This is a genomic window from Streptomyces sp. NPDC021115 (assembly GCF_044333065.1).
Classification (GTDB): Bacteria; Actinomycetota; Actinomycetes; order Streptomycetales; family Streptomycetaceae; genus Streptomyces.
In genome coordinates this window covers 478,791-497,450 of sequence record NZ_JBIRQF010000001.1, presented here as the reverse complement: position 1 = coordinate 497,450, position 18,660 = coordinate 478,791, and the positions used below count along the sequence as shown (strand labels likewise).

Here is an 18,660-nt window from a genome sequence, read left to right as displayed (position 1 = left end):
GCCCGTCCGGAGGATGATGGTGGGGTGCGGATTCGAACGAGCACCATCGAGGAACTTCACCGTCTCCAGGACATAGAGCGCGCCGCGGGACGGTGCTTCCGGGACATCGGCATGGACGAGATCGCCGATGACGAGCCGCTGAGCCTGGCCGAGCTGGGGCGCTACCAGCGCGCCGGGCGGGCCTGGGTCGCGGCGGACGACGCGGACCGGGCCATGGCCTACGTGATCACCGACCCCGTCGACGGGAACACCCACATCGAGCAGCTCTCGGTGCACCCCGACAGCGCCCGCCGCGGGGTGGGCCGGGCCCTGATCGAGCACGTGGCGTCCCGCGCCACCGCCGACGGCGTACCCGCGCTGACCCTGACCACCTTCGTGGACGTGGCGTGGAACGCCCCCTATTATGCGGCCCGCTGCGGCTTCCGGCCGCTGGCCGAGGCCGAACTCACCCCCGGGCTGCGGGAGATCCGCCGCAGCGAGGCCGGACACGGACTGGACCGGTGGCCCCGGGTGTGCATGCGCAGGGACACCCTCTGATGGCGCCCACCACCTCCACCGAGCTGCTGGGCCTGCCCGCCGACGCCCGCGCGCTGCTCCTCAACGCCGACGACTTCGGGATGTACCCGGCCGTCAACACCGCCGTCCTCGAGTCCATCGAGCACGGCATCGTGGCGTCGTGCAGCCTGATGGTGCCGTGCCCGGCGGCGCCGCACGCCATGGAACTGCTGCGCGAGCGGCCGCACCTCCCGTTCGGCGTCCACCTCACCCTCGTCCGCGACCTGCCCCACGTCCCCTGGGGGCCGCTGTCGCCGAAGGAGCGGGTGCCCTCGCTGCTGAACGAGGCGGGGGAGCTGTACGACCCCGCCGGAATCCCGGACCTGCTGGCCCGGGCCCGCCCCGAGGAGGTCGAGCGCGAGTTCCGCGCCCAGATCGACGCCGTACTCGACGCCGAGCTCGCCCCCGCCCATCTGGACTGGCACTGCCTGGCCGACGGCGGCCGCGAGGACCTCCGCGATCTGACGCTCGCGCTGGCCGCGGAGTACGGCCTGGCGGTACGGATGTGGCTCGACCCCGGGCGGCAGGCGCTGCGGCGACGAGGGCTGCCCGCCCTCGACCACCCGTTCCTGGACAGCTTCGCCCTCGGCCTCGACGGCAAGGCGGACCACTACGCCCGGCTGCTGCGCGCACTGCCGCCCGGTCTCAGCGAATGGGCCGTGCACCCGGGGCTCGACGACCCGGGCGCCCGGGCGGCCGACCCCGGCGGCTGGCCGGTGCGCAGCACCGACCACGCCTTCCTGACCTCACCGAGGGCGCGCGACATCCTCCGCGAGGAGGGCATCGCCGTGGTCGACTACCGAACGCTTCAGCGCCTCTGGGCCACCTGAAGCGGCCCTGGGCCGGACGAGGAGGCCCCGGATCACCTGACGAGGGCCGCGCCGCCACACCAGGCCCTGCATCGAGTCCGGCAGCCCCTCCACCGGTAGCGGCGTGACGTCGCGGCGGCCGTGGTACGCGGCGGTCGGCGCGCCGGGGTCAGCCGCACGCGCCTGCTGGTGCGGTCCAGCAGCCGGGCGCCGATCCGGCCCTCCAGCGCGCGCAGCAACTGGCTGACCCTGCTCTGCGACACGTACAGCCGCTCCGCCGCGCGGCCGAAGTGCAACTCCTCGCTGAGCGCGAGAAAGCACTCCAGCTCCCGGATCTCCAGCCCGGACATCGGCCTTCCTCCACTGATCCATGAGTCCCGCTCATACAAGACTGAAGACTTCGGCGTTGTTCCCGGCCGAACCGGGCGGTTCATTTGAGACATGTCGAATTCCACGCCCACTACCACGGAACTCACCGCTCCGGCAGGCGCATCCGGGTCAGCCGCGCCCGCGCACTCGCCGCTCAGAGCCTGGCTCGCCGTCGTCGCCGTGGCGTTCGGCACCTTCTCCGTCGTCACCACCGAGATGCTCCCGGTCGGCCTGCTCACCTCCGTCGGCTCCGAGTTGCGGGTCTCGCCCGGTACGGCGGGCCTGGCCATGACCGTGCCGGGGCTGGTCGCGGCCGTCGCCGCGCCGCTCCTGACGGTCACTGTCGGCCGCCTCGACCGGCGGCTGGTGCTGTGTGGCCTGATGGGGCTCCTCGCGGCGGCCAACCTGGCCTCCGCCCTTGCCCCCGGCTTCGCCGTGCTGCTGCTGGCCCGGGTGCTGGTCGGGGTGTGCATCGGCGGGGTGTGGTCCCTGGCCGCGGGGCTCGCCGTACGGCTGGTGCCGGAGAAGTCAGCGGGGCCCGCCACCTCGCTGGTCTTCAGCGGGATCGCCGTCGCCTCCGTCCTGGGCGTACCGGTCGGGACCCTCGTCGGCGACCTGATCCACTGGCGCGCCGCGTTCGCGGGGATGGGCGCGCTGGCGCTGGCCACCGCCGCGGCCCTCGCCGTCACCCTGCCGCCGCTGCCCGCCACCGAGACCATCCGGCTGCGCGAGGTGCCGGGGCTTCTCCGTAACGCCCGGCTGCGGGGCGTGCTGATCACCACGCTGCTGCTGGTCACCGGCCACTTCGGCGCGTACACCTACGTACGCCCGGTCCTGGAGGACGTCTCGGGCGTACGGCCGGGGCTGATCAGCACCCTGCTGCTGGCGTACGGCGTCGCGGGCATCGCCGGGAACTTCCTGGCGGGCGCCACCGCCCACCGCGACCCGCGCCGCACCCTCATGGTCATCTTCACCGTGCTGGCCACCGCCGTCCTGCTCGTCCCCGTCGCGGGCGGCACCCTCGGCGGGGCGATCACGCTGCTGGTGCTGTGGGGGCTTGCGTACGGCGGGGTCTCGGTGACCTCGCAGACCTGGGTGCTGCACGCGGCGCCGGAGACGAGGGAGGCCGCCTCGGCGCTGTTCGTCACCGTCTTCAACACCGCGATATCGCTGGGCGCCCTGCTCGGCGGCCGGGCGGCGGACGGGATCGCGCTCAGCGGTGTGATGTGGTTCGGCGGGGCGCTCGCGACCCTGGCCCTGGCGCATGTGGCGATCTTCGGAAGGCGGTAGCCGCGTGCCGTGAGACCCTGAATTCAGGGGGCTCGTCTTCGGGAGTGGTCCGATGGCAGTGAGCATGCACGTGGTCTGGAGCAAATCTGAGCCGGGGCGCGTCATCTACGAGACGCACTCGATCGAAACGATCACCGACGGCAAGGGCGTCCACGCGACGGTCGACAGCCACACCTATGAGATCTCGGTCCGCAGCCGCGCGGAGGCGGAGTCGATCGCGGACACGGAGGGATACGAGCTGTTCCGCAAGGGCGAGGCGTGGGAGAGCCTGCCCGAGGAATGAGGCGGAAGCAGCCACCGCCGGGGGCGGGTACCCGTTGTGCTTTTTATGCTGCGCCCATCCGGCCGGTCCCGGCCGGATGGGCGGGTGTCTCAACCGTGGCTGAGCAGAAAGTCCACGTCCCGGGCGTCCGCGGCAGCGCCGCCGACCGTCACCGGCCGGGTGGCCGGTGCGTAACCGCTGGCGACCACCGTGTAGTGCTCACCGGTCAGCCCCTCGAACCCGAAGGTCCCGTCCGCGCCCGTGAGGGACTGCCCGACGACATCGCCGGAAGCGTCCAGCAGCGCCACGCGGGCGTCCTCCAGCGGCCGTCCGCCCTGGTCACGTACGGTGCCCCGGACCCGGGCCGCGGGCTGTAGCGACACCTCGACCCGCATCGGCTCACCGGCGGTCAGCTCGACCTGGCTGGCGTGCGGACGGTGTCCGTCGGCGCTGAGCGTCAGCGTGTACGCGCCGGAGGCCAGCTCCGGAAGCGCGAACTCACCCTTCTCGTCGGCCGTCGCCGACGCCGCCACCTCGCCGTCCGCGCCGGTGGCCGTCGCGGTGGCCCCGGCCAGCGGCCCGCCGCCCTCGGCCCGTACGGCCCCGGTCAGCCCGCCGCCCCCGGCCAGCCGCAGATCGCAGGCGACCGGGTCGTCGGCCACAAGCAGCGTGGCGGCCTGCGGCCGATGGCCGGGGGCCGAGCCGATGAGCACGACGCTCCCGCTGCCGGGCGCGGTCACGCTGTAGCGGCCGTCGCGCCCGCTGACCGTACGGCCGAGCTGGCGGCCGCCGGTGTCGATCAGGGTGACGGCGGCGTCGGCCAGCGGCGTGCCGTCCGCGCCGAGGACCCGACCGCGGATGACGCTGCCCGTCTCATGCGCGGGGACCTCCGTCTCGACGACGGTCTCCTCCGCCACGGGAACGCTCGCGGGCGCGGACGAAACGGGGGCTGCGGCCCGGCGCCGCGCAGGCAGACAGAAGGCGATGAACAAACCCACGACCGAGGCCGCGCACGCCACCATGAACGACATCTGGAAGCCGTCCTTGCTGGGCAGCGCGACCCCGCCGAAGTCCGTCGTCTGGTGGGCGAGGATCACCCCCACCACCGCGCTGGAGGTGGACATGCCGATGGACCGCATCAGGGTGTTCAGCCCGTTCGCCGCGCCCGTCTCACGGGCGGGGACGGCGCTGACGATCAGGGTCGGCATGGCCGAGTACGCGATGCCGATGCCGATGCCGAGCGCGGTGGACAGCACCACGATCTGCCAGATGTGGTCGATCATCACCAGGCCCGCGCCGTACGTCGCGCCGATCACGATGATGCCGCTGACCAGCGAGACCTTGGGGCCGCGGGCGGCGTTGATGCGCGCGGACAGCGGCGAGACCAGCATCATCGCGACGCCCATCGGAGCGAAGTACAGCCCCGCCATGACCATCGACTGGCCGAGGCCGTAGCCGGTGGCCTCCGGCAGCTGGAGCAGCTGCGGCAGGATCAGCGACATCGCGTAGAACGAGAAGCCGACCATGATCGAGGCGAGGTTGGTCAGCAGCACCTGACGCCGTGCGGTCGTCCGCAGGTCGACCAGCGGCTCGGCGGTGCGCAGCTCGAACAGGCCCCACAGGAGCAGGATCACCACGGCCGCGCCGAACAGCCCGAGCGTCGTACCGCTCGCCCAGCCCCAGTCGCCGCCCTTGGTGATGGGCAGCAGCAGACAGACCAGCCCGGCCGTCAGCCCGACCGCGCCGACCAGGTCGAAGCGGCTGGGGGTGCGCACGGACGACTCCGGTACGACGGCCAGCACCAGCGCCATCGCTATCGCGCCAAGACCGGCGGCCCCGTAGAACAGCACGTGCCAGCTGGTGTGCTGCGCGACGAACGCGGCGGCGGGCAGCCCCAGCGCACCGCCGATGCCGAGCGAGGAGGACATCAGGGCCATCGCCGAGCCCAGCTTCTGCGGCGGCAGCTCGTCCCGCATGATGCTGATGCCGAGCGGAATGGCGCCCATCGCCCCGCCCTGGATGGCCCGGCCGACCACCATCACGACGAGGTCGGAGGTTACGGCGCAGGTCAGCGAGCCGATGACGAGCAACGTCAGCGCGACCAGCAGCATCCGGCGCTTGCCGAACATGTCCCCGAGCCGCCCCATGACGGGCGTCGACACGGCCCCGGCGAGCAGCGTCGCGGTGACCACCCAGGACGCGTTCGAGCTGGTGGTGTGCAGCAGCTGCGGCAGCTCGCTCACGAGCGGGACGACCAGCGTCTGCATCACCGAAACGGCGATGCCGCAGAACGCGAGCACCGCCACGAAACCGCCACCGACCTCGCGCTGCGGAAGCGACGGGCCGGGCGGCGCGTCGCTCAAGGACTCCTCGACGCGGGCTGGGGCTGACTGGGCCATGCGGATGCGGCCTCCAAGCGGTACAACAGGGATGAGTAAGAGATGTGCATCCTACACATGCTGTGTATCGTGCACACTTCTGTTCCATGGAGCGGGGGCGACGAGGAGGAAGCGTGCTGGAGCGGCTGGAACTGCTGGAACGCGAGCTGATGCTGGTAGCCAGGTGCCACGTCCTGACACCGAGGGACCGCAAGACGCCCGACGCCGAGCCCTGCGGCCCCGACCGCCTCGACCGCTCCGCCTATCTGGTCCTCTCCCGCCTGGACGCGGAGGGCGCGATGTCGATCGGCCAGCTCGCCGACGCGTTCCAGCTCGACGTCTCGACCGTCAACCGCCAGACCAGCACCCTGCTCCGCGGCGGCCTGGTCGAGCGCATCCCCGACCCCGACGGCGGCCTGGCCCGCAAGCTCCGCGTCACCGCCCTGGGCACCGACCGCCTCACCGCCGAACGCGACCGCCGCCGCACCAGCCTGGCCCGGCTCCTGGAGGACTGGACCCCGGAGGACCTGTCCCGCTTCGGCGAGGTCCTGACCCGCTTCAACCGCGAGGTCGAGGCCCAGGACGGCCGCCCGTGGCCCCGCGAGGAAACGGAATCCCCGGCCGAGAGCAAGCGTTGACCTGAACACGGACCCACCCGAGGAGGACGCGACGATGCCCACTCACCCCCACACCGGCTCCGGAACCGGCCACCGCGTGGACGTGACCCGCGGCACGCAGCACATCAAGGTCACCATCGACGGCCAGGTCGTCGCCGAGACCGACCGCCCCCTCCTGCTCCACGAGACCGGCCTGCCCGTGCGCTACTACCTCCCGCCGGAGGACGTGGACCTGACCCTGTTCGAGCCGACCGACACCCGGACCACCTGCCCGTTCAAGGGCGAGGCGGCGTACTGGACGTACATCGGCCCGGACAGCGGCGCCGAACTGCGCCCCGACATCGTCTGGGCGTACCCCCAGCCGATCGACGCCGTAGCCGAGATCAAGAACCACCTCTGCTTCTACGACACGACAGCCAAGATCGAGGTCTCCTAGCGATCACCCCATCGGTGGCCTTCCCCTGACCCTCCAGGGGGAACGGCTGACGCGTGCACCTCCACGCGTACTCCTGGCTGGGCGAGAAGGAGCTGTTCGACCACGAGATCCTCCGCCGCCTCCCGGACCGCCCCCTGCCCCCGGTGACGGCGGAGGACGAGGAGCACTACCGCACCGCCCTCGACACCTTCCGCCGCTCCGAGCTGCCGCCCATGGAGACGGCGTACTGGCTCCTCAAAACCCCCACCCTCATCCGCGCCACCTTCCACGAGCCGAAGGACGCCGCCACCTGGCTCGGCCAACAGCTCACCGAACACGCCCCCGGCTTCCTCTCCCGCCAGGAAGCCGACACCGCCCGCCTGTCCCACCTGGTAGCCACAGCCGCTAACCGCCTGGCCCAGGGCGGCGACGTCTCCCTGGGCTTCTACGCAGGCCGCACGTCCTTCCTCTCCCTGGCCGTAGTCCAGTGCTCCCCGAACCCCTGGTCCCCGGACCTCCCGTGCCCCCAGGCTTCGTGACGCGGCTCTACTGCTTGCCGAGCTTGCCCGTCATGTCGGTGGTCTGCCCCGCCGGTGGGGCCTTCGCGTCGACCTCGGTGCCGAAGTCGGAGAACTCGATCAGCGTGCGCACCGTCATCTTCTCCGGGACGGCTGTCCCCTTCGGCTGATCGGTGGGCTTGATGTTCATAGTGATCTGCTGACGACGGATGCGGCCCTGGTCGTCCAGCCAGACATCCATCGGGACGGTGGGACCGACCTGGCGCTTCAACGCGGCGGAGTCGGAGAGCTTGTCGACGTCGACGGAGACCCGGTAGCGCGTGGTCTTCGCACCGTCGACCGTGGCCGTGCCGACCTTCTCGGTGTTCCGGTCGGTGATGCCCTTGGCGAACGACGCGGACTGCGCGGGGTCGTTGATCTGGTTGCTGCTGCCGCTGTTCTGCTCGGCGGCCGCCTTCTTCAGATCGATCTTGATCCACGGCTTGTCACCGGGCACCTGCGCGCGCTGCTTGGCGGGAAGCTTCTGGTAGACCACCTGGTCGACGACGCGCTGCTCTACCTTCTGCCCTCCGGCCCTGATGGACATGGCACTGTCGCCATCCTCAAGGTCGATGACGCCCTTGCCGTCCGCGACGGCCGACTTCCCCGCCGCCGACGTCTCCGTCCGGAGGGTCATCCGCGCCGTCTCCTCCTCGGCGGTCTTGGCATACGCGGTACGAACCGCAGCCGTACCCCCTGCCCCGCCGCTCGCCGCCGACGAGCTGCTTCCGCCCTTGCCCTCGGAGTCACCGTCGTTCCCGCACGCGGTCAGTACCCCGCACGCGAGAAGCCCCACGGCGCCGATCGCGCCCGCCCGTATCCCGCTGGCTAAGTGAGTCATGCCCACCGAGTGCCCCGGATGCGCCGAACGAGACCGCCGAATAACCGCCCCCGCCGAACGCGACGTGCACGGCGGGGGCGGGGACGGCTCAGGAGAAGTTGACGTCACTGCACAGGAAGTACGTCTGGTCCATGTGGGAGGCCTGCCAGATCGTGTAGACGACGTGGCGGCCGGTGTAGCCGGAGGTGCTGACGTCGATCGAGTAGTTCTGGCTCGGTCCGTACTTGCCGGTCGTGGTGACCAATTGCAGGTCACTCCACTTCAGCGGCTGGGTGGTGGGGTCGTAACCCTGCCTGGTCACATAGACCTTGAAGTAGTCCGCCCCGTGGCTCGCCTGGTCGTAGAGCTTCACGGTGAAGTTCTTGCCGATGGTCGTGGTCTTCCAGGCGCCCGGGGTGTCCAGGGAGTCGTAGCGCCCGCCCTCGGTGTGGCCGCCGCTGCACAGCTGCCCATCGGGAACCGCGGCCGGGAAGTTACCGGCGGAGCCGTTGCGGTAGAGGCCGTTCCAGTTCCACATGGCGTTCGGGTTGGCCTGCCAGGCCTGCCAGCACATGGGGTCCTTGGTGGCCATCTCCGGGTTCTGGAAGTCGCTCGCCCAGCGCAGCCAGCAGCCGTAGTTGCGGGAGGCGGGGTCGATGACCGATCCATGCGCGCTGGCGGTGCCGGACCAGGGGATCAGCCCGAGCAGCAATGCGGCCACCAGCCCGAGGGCGCGAGAGGCCCAGCGTAAGGAGATGCCGCGTTCATGACAAGCCATGAGGTGATCTTCCTCCATCGTCCGTGGGGGAGTGGTACAGATGTGGGAGCGCTCCCAATGTCGCAGCTTGCCCGACGGTACGAGTGCGAAACGTGCCGCAGCCGCCGCGCGTCACCCCGGAGGGGACGCCAACGAGGCCGTCACCACCACCGGCGCCAACCGCCCTGCCCCACGCAAACCGTCGGCGACCATCTCCACCAGCCACACCGCGATGTCCGGTGACCACTCCCGCGTACGGCAGCTCAGCCGCATCACCTCGCGCATCCCCTCGGTGTGCAGCACGCGGTCGAGATCAAGCTCCAACCCTGGCAGATCGCCTTCCGCCACGGAGACGGAGACCTCCACCGCCTCCTGCGCCATCTCCCGCACCGACTCACAGACGGCCACCGCATCCCGCTCGCCCATCCCGCCCTGCTGGGGATGGCAGGCGACGGTGACCACCACGTCGTACCGGGCCTCCGGATTCGCCAGGCCGAACCACGGCGCCAACTCGGTCTGATGAAAAGCCGTGTTGCGTTCGGCCGCCTCCAGCGGCAGCAGGACGTGCAGACCAGTGAACGTCACCGTACCCACGCGAGCCAACGCCTCGGCCAACACCAAAGAGATCGGCCGGACCGGCAGCCCCGGTCGCGGAGGATCGGTGAGAACCCCGGCCTGCAACCAGGCCAGCTGGTGAACTCGCCCATCCTGGGCCCAATCACCGCCGACCTCCTCATGGGCCCAGGCAGTGGGCTCATGGCGAGCCGTGACCTTCCCGTTCTCGTGCAGCCAACTGGTCAGGGACCGCCAGCCGTAAGAACCAGCGCGATCAATCGCAAGCCCGAGAAGATCCTCCTCGAGGGAACCTTCCTCGTCCTGCTCCACAACCTGGTCGAACCACGGATTCTTCTTGAGAATCCCGTACAAGCCAATGATCACGGTAGGCGGAAACACGGTTTGACCATACGTCGCAGCAGAGAAAACTCCTACGACGGCGCCGCCGACCCTCGCCCGGGGTAGTCGGCGGGGCATGGGCGAAATTCTGGTCGGCACCTGTTCATGGACGGACCGCGCACTCCTGTCCAGCGGCTGGTACCCACCGGGGTGCCGCGACGCGGAGGGGCGACTCCGGCACTACGCTGCCCAGTTCCCCGTGGTGGAGGTCGACGCCACGTACTACTCCCTCCCCAGCACCCGCAACAGCGCCCTCTGGGCCGAGCGGACCCCGGACGGTTTCCGCTTCGACATCAAGGCGTTCTCCCTGCTCACCGGCCACCCGACGACCCCGAACGCCCTGCCCGCCGACCTACGATCCGCCCTGCCCGGGCGCAGCCGGTCAGGGCACGATCCAGCACTGTTGGACGAAGTCTGGCAACGCTTCACCGGAGCCCTCGAACCACTGAAGAGGGCAGGGCGCCTCGGCACCCTCCTCTTCCAATTCCCACCGTGGTTCGCCCCCAACGACCCACGCTCGCAGGCGTTCCTCGACCAATGCGCGCGCCGTACGGCCGGGTGGCCCGTCGCCGTGGAGTTCCGGCACCCCGGCTGGTGGCAGGACGGCGAGAGAGCCCAGACCGAGGCGATGCTCAAGGACTGGGGCATGCGCGCCGTAGCCGTGGACATGACCCAGACGCTCCCCACCTCCATACCCCCGGTCACCCCCGTCACCTCACCCCGCCTTGCGGTGGCCCGCTTCCACGGCCGCAACAAGGCATGGGGCACCGGTACCAAGGAGGAGCGGTTCCGCCACACCTACACCACCGACGAACTGGAGGAATGGGCCCCACGCCTCCGCAGGATGGCCGACCAGGCCGACGAGGTCCACGCCCTGTTCAACAACTGCTGCGCCGACGCGGCCGTCCGCGCCGCGGAGTCGATGCGGCACCTGCTCGGTGCCCGTACGGGGCCGGGCTGACCCGCGTACGCGCACTCGGCGCCGCCGACGGTCACGGCATGGCGCTGACCTCTAGCTCGTCCTCAGGATCCGCCAGAGGTAAGCCAGCATCTACGTAAGATTCAATCTACGTAAGATCGCCCCGAGAGTCTTAGCTGACTCTCGCGCTCTACCCGCTGCTGTGAGCAAGCCGGACCACCCGGAAACCGCCCACGGGACGTCGCCCGCGCCAAGAAGTCGGGACAGGGGGCTACCAGAGCCGGACAAGTTTGGCCCGGGCCGAGCACGGAACGGGTACGGTTCACGACGCTTTCCGTGGCGCCCTTCTGCCCGCCCACGCGACCAGCGCGCGCAGCTCCTCCCTGCCCCGCTCGACCACCTCCAAGAGCTGGTCCGGCTGCGCATCGTGCGGTAGCGGGGCGTCGGCCACCAGATCGAGCATGCTCCACTCGGTGTCCAGCCAACGCCGCAGGGCATGCCAGTTACGGGTACGGTCTGCGTTCAGCGCAGGGTCCCAGGGATCAGCCGCGTACGGCGTGTGGTCCTCCCCGAAGGTGTACAGCAGACCCGAGCGACGAACCAGACACGGGTAGCAAAGCCCGCAGTGGGCGAGCGCGGGCCCAGCGGGTCGGCGGTCCGGGGGAGCGCCGCAGCTCAGGGTCGCCTCCAACACCCGCTGCGGCAGGCCCGCGTCACGCGCCGCCGCGCAGACGTCCCCTTTGGTGAGCGTCGCGAAGGGATTCTCGACGCGTATCGCGGCTCCGGGCTCCGCGACCTCGGAGATCACCCGGTTGAGGTGGTGAAGCGTCCAGGGGTGCACCGAGCGGGTCGAGCAGGCTCCGGCCCGGGCGGCGGACAACGGTGGGTTGAGGGCGAGTTGACCGTTCTCCGGCAGATGGACCACGGGAATGTGCTCCGCCGCGGCCGCGTGCACGGCGGTCGCCGCGTACAGCAGGCCGCGTGAGCGGGTGGTGAGTTCCAGCTCGACGTCGCTGCCACGCGGTCTGCGTACCGTCTGGCTTTGGCTGAGGCGCCGCACCGGGCGTCGCCTCAGACCGCGCACCGCCTCGTACACGTGATCCTGAAGTGCCTCGAAGTTCCGCTCCTCGAAGCTGACGAGCAGTAGGGCGCCGGGAGCGGGCTGGGCAGCCCGCTGGGCTGCCCAGCCCGCTGGGCTGCCCAGCCGAGGGAGTCCAGGCCGCCGGAGAACAGGGCGACCTCGTGCGCGTACTCCTCGGCGAGGAAGGTCAGCGGTGCTTCCCGGACCGACCTCTCGTGCAAGGGCCGGAAGACGACTTCCCACAAGTCGCCCGTGACGGTCCCCAGTACAGCCGTCAGGGCGGGCAGGGCGCGGTCCCACCGTTCGGGGTGGGCGACCGGTACGGAGAGGGTGATGCGGCGGGTCCAGTGGTCGAAGCTTTCGGCGCGGCGGGCGTACCGGTCCGCCGCGAAGGCGGCGCGCCCCACCCGCTGGAGATCATCCGCCCAGTCCGGGGCCGGGGCGAACAACTGCCGTCGGTCGGGGCCGCGTGACAGGCGTTCCCAGTACACACCGTCGTGGAGGGGCTGCCAGTGCGGTGGCGGGGCCTCGGCGTCCGGCCGGGAGAGCCAGAAGAGTCGGGTGGGCGCTTCGGTCATGAGACAGGTTCCCCCTCGTACGGTGTGCCGTCCCTGTCCTCGCTCGGTTCTTCGGAGAGCAGGCCCAGCGCCCGGCCGGCCGCTCGGGGAACGAGTCCCTGCGCGACGAGCCGCAGGGGACCGATCGGATCTCCGACCGCCGACGCGACCTCCGTCTCCATGCCCTGTCCGACTGCCTCACACGGATCAGGCAACAGGCCCAGAACGTGCTCGGCGACCCAGTTGGCGATGTGGTCCTCGGGATCGAGCGCGGGCAGCAGCGGGACCACGAGCTTGACCTTCTCGGCGACCGCGGAACGCAGGAACTCGGCCACGACACCGGCGAAGAACCCCTGATACAGAAGACAGAACCCCTCCCCGGACAAGCCGCTGCCGCCCGGAGCACCAACCTCCGGATGCCGTTCCAGAAGACGCCGGACGGACGCTGCGGCGGCTCGTCGTACGGCGGCGTCCGCCACGGTGCCGCCTTCGCCTCCCACGGCGGAGGTGAAGCGGGCGGCGAATTCGTCGCCGTCCCGGCTCCCCGCCCAGGCGTCCACGGCGGTGGTCAGCCGTTCCCCGGCCGCGCAGGCCGCCTCGTACAGGCCGAAGGCCGTCGGCTCCTCTCGGAGGGTGCGGTGGAGCACGGCCAGGTGCTCCGCGGCGATGTCGTCCAGCCCTGCCGCCCCATCAGGCCCCGGCCGCCAGGCCGAGACCCGCCTGCTCACGCGACTCCACTCACCCGCCACGCCCGTACGGCCACCAGGCCCCGGCCACCGCGACGATGTACCCATGCCTCACCTGCCCCCTCCGACCAGCGGCACGGTCGCTCTTCCAGGAGAGCAAGAAACCGATGTCATGGACAGGGCGCGCATAGGCCAAGCAGGAGCAGAGGGACGACCGTGCGACCCCTCACCTTCGGGTACGGGCCTGGATACAGTGGGTAGCCACAGTGCGCTCGATCCCCTCGACCGGAGGCAGACATGGCCCGCGCCTGGGAGGCCGACCCATCCGCGTTATTCGCTCGTCGACTGGGGAAGACGGCCGCAGAGCTGGGAAATTCCGACGGCAATGACGAGTGCCCGGACATCTGGCAGCTCGACAACGGTGACGTGGCCGTGATCGGCAGGGATCTGACAGCCGTCTACGGCACCCGCCTGCCGCAGGGCGTGAACCTCGCTCCGGACGAGCGACTGGTCGTCATCCCAGGGAACATGCTCAGCGCTGCGAAGAAGGACATCCCCATGCCTGATCTCCTCGCCCCCGCTCTCGATCCCGAGCAGGGCGACTGGCTTACCCGGCCCGCCTACAAGCAGGACTTCCGGCAACGAGAGGACGCCATCCAAAACGGCAGTTCCTGGAAACTGGAGCGCCGACAGCACTTCGAGGAGCAGGGCAGCCCGAGCCGGGACGCCCTGCGCCGAGGTGACTGGGAGGAGGCGCTGCGACTCCTCGCCGACCGGAACGACAACCTGGCCGCAGCCGCTCAGGAGGAGAAGCGCAGGGGGTACGCGTTTCACCGCGTACGGGTGGTCGAGAAGCCGCTGACACCGTATGTGCAGTGGGAACTCCACTCCCAGCGGCAGCGCGCCGAGCACGGGCAGCGGATCAGGATCGTCCCCGCCGAGCAGGTGGCCGCATCGGAGAAAATCGGCCCCCTCCCGGAACTGGTGGTGCTCGGCGGCCACACCCTCTTCCAGGTCCTCTACACCGAGACGGGCGTAGCGAACGGCGCAATCCGTTACACCGGCCCTGACCTCGTCGAGCGCTGGGAGAACTACATCAAGGCGCTCTACGCCCTCGGTGAAGACGTGATCTCCTACTTCGACCGCGAGGTGGCGCACCTCGATCCACCGACGCTGAGCGCAGAAGGGGAGTAGGCCGATCGCAGCGCCAGACGGACGAGACGAGCACCTTGGCAGCACCCACTCCGAGCTTTCGGGGTCCTCACGTGACGTCGTCCAGGCCAGAGATGTCCACGGAGGCATCCACTTCCACACACAGGGCACGCCGGACACGGGTAGTGCCTCCACCCCCGTCCCACGCCAGTTACCGGCCGACGTAGGTGGATTCGTCAACCGGACCGATGAACTGGCCCAGATGAACGCCGTCCTCACCAGCGAAGACGGAAGTCCGCTCGTCGTCTCGGTATACGTGATCGCCGGCACCGCTGGCGCCGGAAAGACATCGCTGGCCCTGCGTTGGGCCCACCAGGTCCGGGACCGTTTCCCGGACGGGCAGCTGTACGCCAATCTGCGCGGCTACGACCCCGGAGAGCCGGTCGCGGCACGCGAGGCCCTGCACCGCCTGCTGACCTCGCTCGGCGTCCCCACCGGGGCCGTACCGCAGGACCTCGACGCGGCCGCCGCGTTGTACCGCTCGTTGCTGGCCGACCGCCGGGTCCTGGTTGTCCTGGACAACGCGGCGTCCGTCAGCCAGGTCAGGCCATTGCTGCCCGCGAGCGCACACAGCCTGGTCCTGGTCACCAGCCGCAGCCGCCTGTCCGGCCTCGCCGTCCGCGACGGGGCCCGTCGGCTCACCCTCGGGGTGCTGCCGGAACCGGAGGCGGTTGCCCTGCTGCGCGCCGTCACCGCGGGATACCGACCGGCCGACGACGAACAGCAGCTCGCCGAACTGGCCCGCCTGTGTGCACGCCTTCCCCTCGCCTTGCGCATAGCCGCGGAACGCGCCGCCAGCCACCCCCACCTACGACTGGACGACCTGATCGCCGACCTGCGCGACGAATCCGCCCTCTGGGACGCCCTGAGCACGGGCGACGACGAGGAAGCCGAAGCCATCCGCACCGTCTTCGCCTGGTCCTATCGCGCCCTGTCCGAACAGGCCGCCCGCCTGTTCCGCCTGCTCGGCCTGCACCCCGGCCCCGAGTTCGGACTACCGGCCGCCACGGCCCTGGTCGGTACGACCAGTACCAGCCGCTCCCGGCAACTGCTGGACTCGTTGGTCGGCGCTCACCTGCTGGAGCAGACAGCCCCGGACCGATACCAGTTCCACGACCTGCTGCGTGCCTACGCCATCGACCAAGCCCAGCACGAGGAACCGTCGGCCGAACGAGACGCAGCCCTGCGCCGCGTGCTGGAGTGGTACCTGCACACCGCCGATGCCGCGCAGAGCTGGATCAACCCCGCCGAGGACCGCGTGCCCCTCACGCCCGTCCCGGACGACATCAGCCCGTTGACCTTCTCCGACTACGACGCAGCCGTGGACTGGGCCGAGCGGGAACACGACAACCTCCTCCAAGCCGTACGTACGGCGGCCGACGCCAGGCACGACCGCCTGGCGTGGCAGTTGGCCACCGTCCTGTGGAACGCCCAGTTCCCCTCCGCCTCGGGCGCAAGCTGGCCGACCGTGGGCCGCATCGGGCTGGAGGCCGCCGAACGGCTGGGGGAACGCGCCGCACAAGGCGCACTCCACACCTACCTAGGTATGGCCTACACCCGCCTCAACCGCACGGCCGACAGCCTCCAACGCCACGAAAACGCGCTGACGATCCGGCGCGACCTGGGCGACCGCCTGGGCGAAGCACGCTCACTCAACCTGATCGGACTGACCCACCTCCGTACCAGACGACTCGACAGCGCTGCCGACCACTTCGAGCAGGCCATCTCCGCCTTCCAGGAACAGCAAGCCGCCCACTGGGCCGCCACCGCGCTGTCCAACCTCGCGACCACCCACTACCGCGCCGGACGCCTCCCGGAGGCGGCCACCGTCATCGACCAGGCCCTGGCAGCGCACCGAGCCCTCGGCGATCAACGCGGCGAGGGCAACATCCTGCGCGTGCTGAGCGACGTACAACGCGAGCAGGGCGACACTGACGCATCCCTGATCTCGGCCCAGGCCGCCCTGGACATCGCCCTCAGCCTCCGCAACCTCCGCCTGGAAGGCTTCTGGCTGCTCACGCTCGGCGACGCCCAGCAGGCAAACGGCCAGTTCGCCGAGGCCCTGACCTCCTACCAACGGTCCGCCACACTGCACCGGCGCCTCGCCGACCGCAGTCGAGAGGCGCTGGCCTGGCAGGGCGTCGGCGAGGTGTACCGCCGCCTCGGACGTCATGACGAGGCAGCCGACTTCCACCGCCAGGCTGCCTCGGCGCACCACGACCTGGGCGAAGCCTGGCACCAAGCCCTGGCCCTCGACGGCCTGGCCTCGGCGGTACTCGGCGAACGCCCGGAAGAAGCCCACCGCCACTGGGCCCATGCGCTAAGCCTCCTCGCCGACTTCAGCGACCCACGAGCGGTAGCGGCGCGAGAGGCCATCGAACGCAGGCTGACCGAAACAAGCTGAATCAACACTCGGACGGCGAACCGGCGCTGAGCTGGACCTCGGCCCACACGATCTTGCCGCACGGGTGCCGGGGCTCGACACCCCACCGCGTGGCCAAGGAATCGACGAGGACCAACCCTCGCCCATGCTCATCGTCGGCGCACAGGGGCATGACGGAGACCGGCCGGGGAAGCCGCTCGTCCCGGCAATCCGCGACCTCGATACGCAAGGTCGCGGCCCCTGACACAGGCCTCGCCAGGACGAGCGCCAGCAGGAAGTCCCGGCCGGGTACACGACCGTGTTGCACGGCATTCGCGGCAAGTTCGGCAACGAGAAGCGCAGCGGTGTGCGTCGACTCGTCGTCGTGGGTCCAGCCCCAGTCGGAGAGTTGTTGCACGGCGAGAAGCCGGGCGAGGCGCGCACCGCGCCGGGTGGGGCTGAGGCGCTGACTGAAGCGGTGGGAGCCCTGTACGAGTTGGTGAGAGTGAATTTCCTGCGACATGTCACAGAGCGTGGCCGGAGGCTCCTACGCTGACCAGCAAGACAGCCAGTACACAGCGTGCTGGTACCGGCACGTTCGGCTGATTGTCAGGGGCGGCGGGCGTGACCCGGGCGTACGACATGGGGTGGTGACTCGGGTGACGGATACCGGCAGCGGCCCGAACGGGGAACAGCGGCCTGAACCGCAGGGGGGCACGGACAGCGCGGCGGACCTCAACCGGGCCGTGGGCAAGCAGGTCAAACTCCTCCGCGAGCGGTCGGGCTGGACTCAGCGCGAACTCGGCAACCGGCTCGGCTACAGCGAGGACCAGATCGCGTCCCTGGAGCGCGGTCGCCGAACGCCACAGCCGGAGTTCCTGGACGCCGCGGACGACCTTCTCGGCGCGGAGGGCTTGTTGAGCGTCACGAAGGAGGACATCGCCCAGGCGAAAGCGAAGGCGCGGGTTCGTCACCCGGCATGGTTCAAGGACTACGCACGCTTGGAAGCCCAGGCTGTCGAGATCAACTTCTACAACAACCACGACATCCCGGGCCTGCTCCAGACCGAACGACGAGCATGGGCCCTGTATGGGATGCGGAAGCCGCTGCTGGACGAGGAGACGATCGAGCAGCGAGTGGCCTCCCGAATCGACCGACAGAAGATCCTCACCCGCTGGCCGCCGCCCATGGTGACCGCAGTGGTGGAGGAGGCCGTGCTCCGGCGGCCACTCGGTGGCTGGGAGGTGCACAAGGAGCAGCTCGACCAACTCCTCCGCCTGGGGCGGCTGCGCAACGTCGAACTGCAAGTGATGCCGACGGAGAGAACCGAGCACGCCGGCATGGGAGGGCCCTTCGTCCTGCTGACTCCCAAAGGCAAACCGCAGGTCGGATATATGGAGACCCAGAACCATGCACGACTGGCGACGGATGCCGAAGAGGTCCGTATCCTGGCCGCACGCTACGGCACCATCAGGGCTCAGGCACTCACGCCAGGTGAGTCCCTGGATCTGATCGAGAGGATGCAGACACAACGATGAGCACTGCGGATTCCGCACCACTCGCCTGGTTCAAGAGCAGCTACAGCGGCAACGAGGGCGGCGAATGCCTGGAGGTCGCCACCACATCCGACGCTGTGCACGTGCGGGACTCCAAGGAGCCAACGGGGCCACAACTCGCCTTCGCCCAGCAGACCTGGGCAACGTTCGTAACCTTCGCGACGCGCCCCTGATGCCCGAGGTCGGGATACGCCCAAGCGGACGTGCCCCCGCCTCGACCACCTCCATTTTGAGCCATGTGGCTCGAACAGCGCTCAACCTCCTTGCTTGAAGAGCGAAGGGCAACAAAGAAGCATGCTCCCCTGCGTCCGGGAGGAGAATCAGCTGCTCCATGGGCGACAGCCCCCGGATGAAGGTCGCGCGCAATTCTGGACGTTTTCCCGTCATGCCAGCGAGAGGCTCGGCGGGCACCGTTCAGGAAGATCCGCAGAAGGGAGCTGTTGGCACACGCGAAGCCCTCACTGTCAGCGGCTGGGCTGAGGGCGGGGTCTGCTGGCAACTTTT

At 70.0% G+C, this 18,660-nt stretch carries 20 protein-coding genes and 2 pseudogenes; 13 read left to right on the top strand and 9 right to left on the bottom strand.

Annotated elements, in window-relative coordinates; all coding sequences use genetic code 11:
- The first annotated feature begins 24 nt into the window (after positions 1–24).
- Both ACH4TL_RS02225 and ACH4TL_RS02220 read left to right on the top strand, forming a co-directional pair.
- Complete coding sequence (locus tag ACH4TL_RS02225; RefSeq protein WP_398313326.1) at positions 25–537, top strand: GNAT family N-acetyltransferase; 513 nt, start codon at positions 25–27, stop codon at positions 535–537.
- Positions 537–1,385 (top strand): polysaccharide deacetylase family protein, encoded by an 849-nt coding sequence (locus tag ACH4TL_RS02220; RefSeq protein WP_398313328.1) that lies wholly within the window; start codon positions 537–539, stop codon positions 1,383–1,385. Before ACH4TL_RS02225 ends, ACH4TL_RS02220 begins: the two co-directional genes overlap by 1 nt.
- A 143-nt stretch (positions 1,386–1,528) precedes the next feature.
- Here the strand turns inward: ACH4TL_RS02220 and ACH4TL_RS02215 are convergent.
- Positions 1,529–1,714, bottom strand: a pseudogene (locus ACH4TL_RS02215) (LysR family transcriptional regulator); the annotation flags it as partial.
- Between the two features lie 91 nt (positions 1,715–1,805).
- Here ACH4TL_RS02215 and ACH4TL_RS02210 point away from each other — a divergent pair.
- Both ACH4TL_RS02210 and ACH4TL_RS02205 read left to right on the top strand, forming a co-directional pair.
- Positions 1,806–3,023 carry an MFS transporter gene (locus ACH4TL_RS02210; protein WP_398313330.1) on the top strand — a complete coding sequence of 406 codons (1,218 nt, stop codon included), beginning with the start codon at positions 1,806–1,808 and terminating at the stop codon, positions 3,021–3,023.
- A gap of 52 nt (positions 3,024–3,075) precedes the next feature.
- Entirely contained in the window at positions 3,076–3,306 is a 231-nt protein-coding gene (locus ACH4TL_RS02205; RefSeq protein ID WP_398313332.1) for a hypothetical protein, read from the top strand.
- 89 nt (positions 3,307–3,395) lie between these two features.
- On the opposite strand, the gene ACH4TL_RS02200 is transcribed toward ACH4TL_RS02205, so the two are convergent.
- Positions 3,396–5,684: an MFS transporter gene (locus ACH4TL_RS02200; RefSeq protein WP_398313334.1), complete on the bottom strand. Its 2,289-nt coding sequence runs from the start codon at positions 5,682–5,684 to the stop codon at positions 3,396–3,398.
- Between the two features lie 149 nt (positions 5,685–5,833).
- On the opposite strand from ACH4TL_RS02200, the gene ACH4TL_RS02195 reads away from it, so the two are divergent.
- The 3 genes from ACH4TL_RS02195 to ACH4TL_RS02185 are packed head-to-tail and all read left to right on the top strand — an operon-like array spanning position 5,834 to position 7,234.
- Positions 5,834–6,301 carry a MarR family winged helix-turn-helix transcriptional regulator gene (locus ACH4TL_RS02195; RefSeq protein ID WP_398313718.1) on the top strand — a complete coding sequence of 156 codons (468 nt, stop codon included), beginning with the start codon at positions 5,834–5,836 and terminating at the stop codon, positions 6,299–6,301.
- A gap of 34 nt (positions 6,302–6,335) precedes the next feature.
- Positions 6,336–6,716: a DUF427 domain-containing protein gene (locus ACH4TL_RS02190; RefSeq protein ID WP_398313336.1), complete on the top strand. Its 381-nt coding sequence runs from the start codon at positions 6,336–6,338 to the stop codon at positions 6,714–6,716.
- Between the two features lie 53 nt (positions 6,717–6,769).
- The gene (locus ACH4TL_RS02185; RefSeq protein WP_398313338.1) at positions 6,770–7,234 is read left to right on the top strand and encodes a hypothetical protein; all 465 of its coding nucleotides are present in this window, start codon (positions 6,770–6,772) and stop codon (positions 7,232–7,234) included.
- A 7-nt stretch (positions 7,235–7,241) separates the two neighbouring features.
- On the opposite strand, the gene ACH4TL_RS02180 is transcribed toward ACH4TL_RS02185, so the two are convergent.
- The 3 genes from ACH4TL_RS02180 to ACH4TL_RS02170 form a co-directional block, all read right to left on the bottom strand.
- Positions 7,242–8,093, bottom strand: a complete 852-nt coding sequence (locus ACH4TL_RS02180; protein WP_398313340.1) for a hypothetical protein — start codon at positions 8,091–8,093, stop codon at positions 7,242–7,244.
- Between the two features lie 88 nt (positions 8,094–8,181).
- Positions 8,182–8,850 (bottom strand): lytic polysaccharide monooxygenase, encoded by a 669-nt coding sequence (locus ACH4TL_RS02175; RefSeq protein WP_398313342.1) that lies wholly within the window; start codon positions 8,848–8,850, stop codon positions 8,182–8,184.
- Positions 8,851–8,961: 111 nt separating this feature from the next.
- Complete coding sequence (locus tag ACH4TL_RS02170; protein WP_398313344.1) at positions 8,962–9,783, bottom strand: hypothetical protein; 822 nt, start codon at positions 9,781–9,783, stop codon at positions 8,962–8,964.
- 76 nt (positions 9,784–9,859) lie between these two features.
- Here ACH4TL_RS02170 and ACH4TL_RS02165 point away from each other — a divergent pair, with 76 nt between their 5' ends.
- Complete coding sequence (locus ACH4TL_RS02165) at positions 9,860–10,744, top strand: DUF72 domain-containing protein (protein WP_398313346.1); 885 nt, start codon at positions 9,860–9,862, stop codon at positions 10,742–10,744.
- Positions 10,745–11,024: 280 nt separating this feature from the next.
- On the opposite strand, the gene ACH4TL_RS02160 is transcribed toward ACH4TL_RS02165, so the two are convergent.
- From ACH4TL_RS02160 to ACH4TL_RS02150, 3 genes are read right to left on the bottom strand one after another with little or no spacing between them, the layout of a single operon-like run.
- Positions 11,025–11,762, bottom strand: coding sequence for a 7-cyano-7-deazaguanine synthase (locus tag ACH4TL_RS02160; protein WP_398313348.1), 738 nt, complete (start codon positions 11,760–11,762; stop codon positions 11,025–11,027).
- Positions 11,763–11,773: 11 nt separating this feature from the next.
- Complete coding sequence (locus tag ACH4TL_RS02155) at positions 11,774–12,361, bottom strand: hypothetical protein (RefSeq protein WP_398313350.1); 588 nt, start codon at positions 12,359–12,361, stop codon at positions 11,774–11,776.
- Complete coding sequence (locus ACH4TL_RS02150; RefSeq protein ID WP_398313352.1) at positions 12,358–13,068, bottom strand: hypothetical protein; 711 nt, start codon at positions 13,066–13,068, stop codon at positions 12,358–12,360. Before ACH4TL_RS02150 ends, ACH4TL_RS02155 begins: the two co-directional genes overlap by 4 nt.
- A gap of 255 nt (positions 13,069–13,323) precedes the next feature.
- Between ACH4TL_RS02150 and ACH4TL_RS02145 the strand changes: the two are divergent.
- The 3 genes and pseudogenes from ACH4TL_RS02145 to ACH4TL_RS02135 all read left to right on the top strand — a co-directional run.
- Positions 13,324–13,584: pseudogene (locus tag ACH4TL_RS02145) on the top strand (hypothetical protein); the annotation flags it as partial.
- On the top strand, positions 13,585–14,220 hold the full coding sequence (locus ACH4TL_RS02140) for a DUF6879 family protein (RefSeq protein ID WP_398313720.1): 636 nt from the start codon (positions 13,585–13,587) through the stop codon (positions 14,218–14,220). It begins immediately after the preceding pseudogene.
- A 502-nt stretch (positions 14,221–14,722) separates the two neighbouring features.
- Positions 14,723–16,642, top strand: coding sequence for an ATP-binding protein (locus tag ACH4TL_RS02135; protein ID WP_398313722.1), 1,920 nt, complete (start codon positions 14,723–14,725; stop codon positions 16,640–16,642).
- 1 nt (position 16,643) lies between these two features.
- Here the strand turns inward: ACH4TL_RS02135 and ACH4TL_RS02130 are convergent, their stop codons facing one another.
- On the bottom strand, positions 16,644–17,123 hold the full coding sequence (locus tag ACH4TL_RS02130; RefSeq protein WP_398313354.1) for an ATP-binding protein: 480 nt from the start codon (positions 17,121–17,123) through the stop codon (positions 16,644–16,646).
- Between the two features lie 136 nt (positions 17,124–17,259).
- Here ACH4TL_RS02130 and ACH4TL_RS02125 point away from each other — a divergent pair, with 136 nt between their 5' ends.
- Complete coding sequence (locus ACH4TL_RS02125; protein WP_398313356.1) at positions 17,260–18,138, top strand: Scr1 family TA system antitoxin-like transcriptional regulator; 879 nt, start codon at positions 17,260–17,262, stop codon at positions 18,136–18,138.
- A complete protein-coding gene (locus ACH4TL_RS02120) occupies positions 18,135–18,329 on the top strand; it encodes a DUF397 domain-containing protein (protein ID WP_398313357.1) in 195 nt (64 codons plus the stop codon). Before ACH4TL_RS02125 ends, ACH4TL_RS02120 begins: the two co-directional genes overlap by 4 nt.
- Positions 18,330–18,660 lie beyond the last annotated feature (331 nt).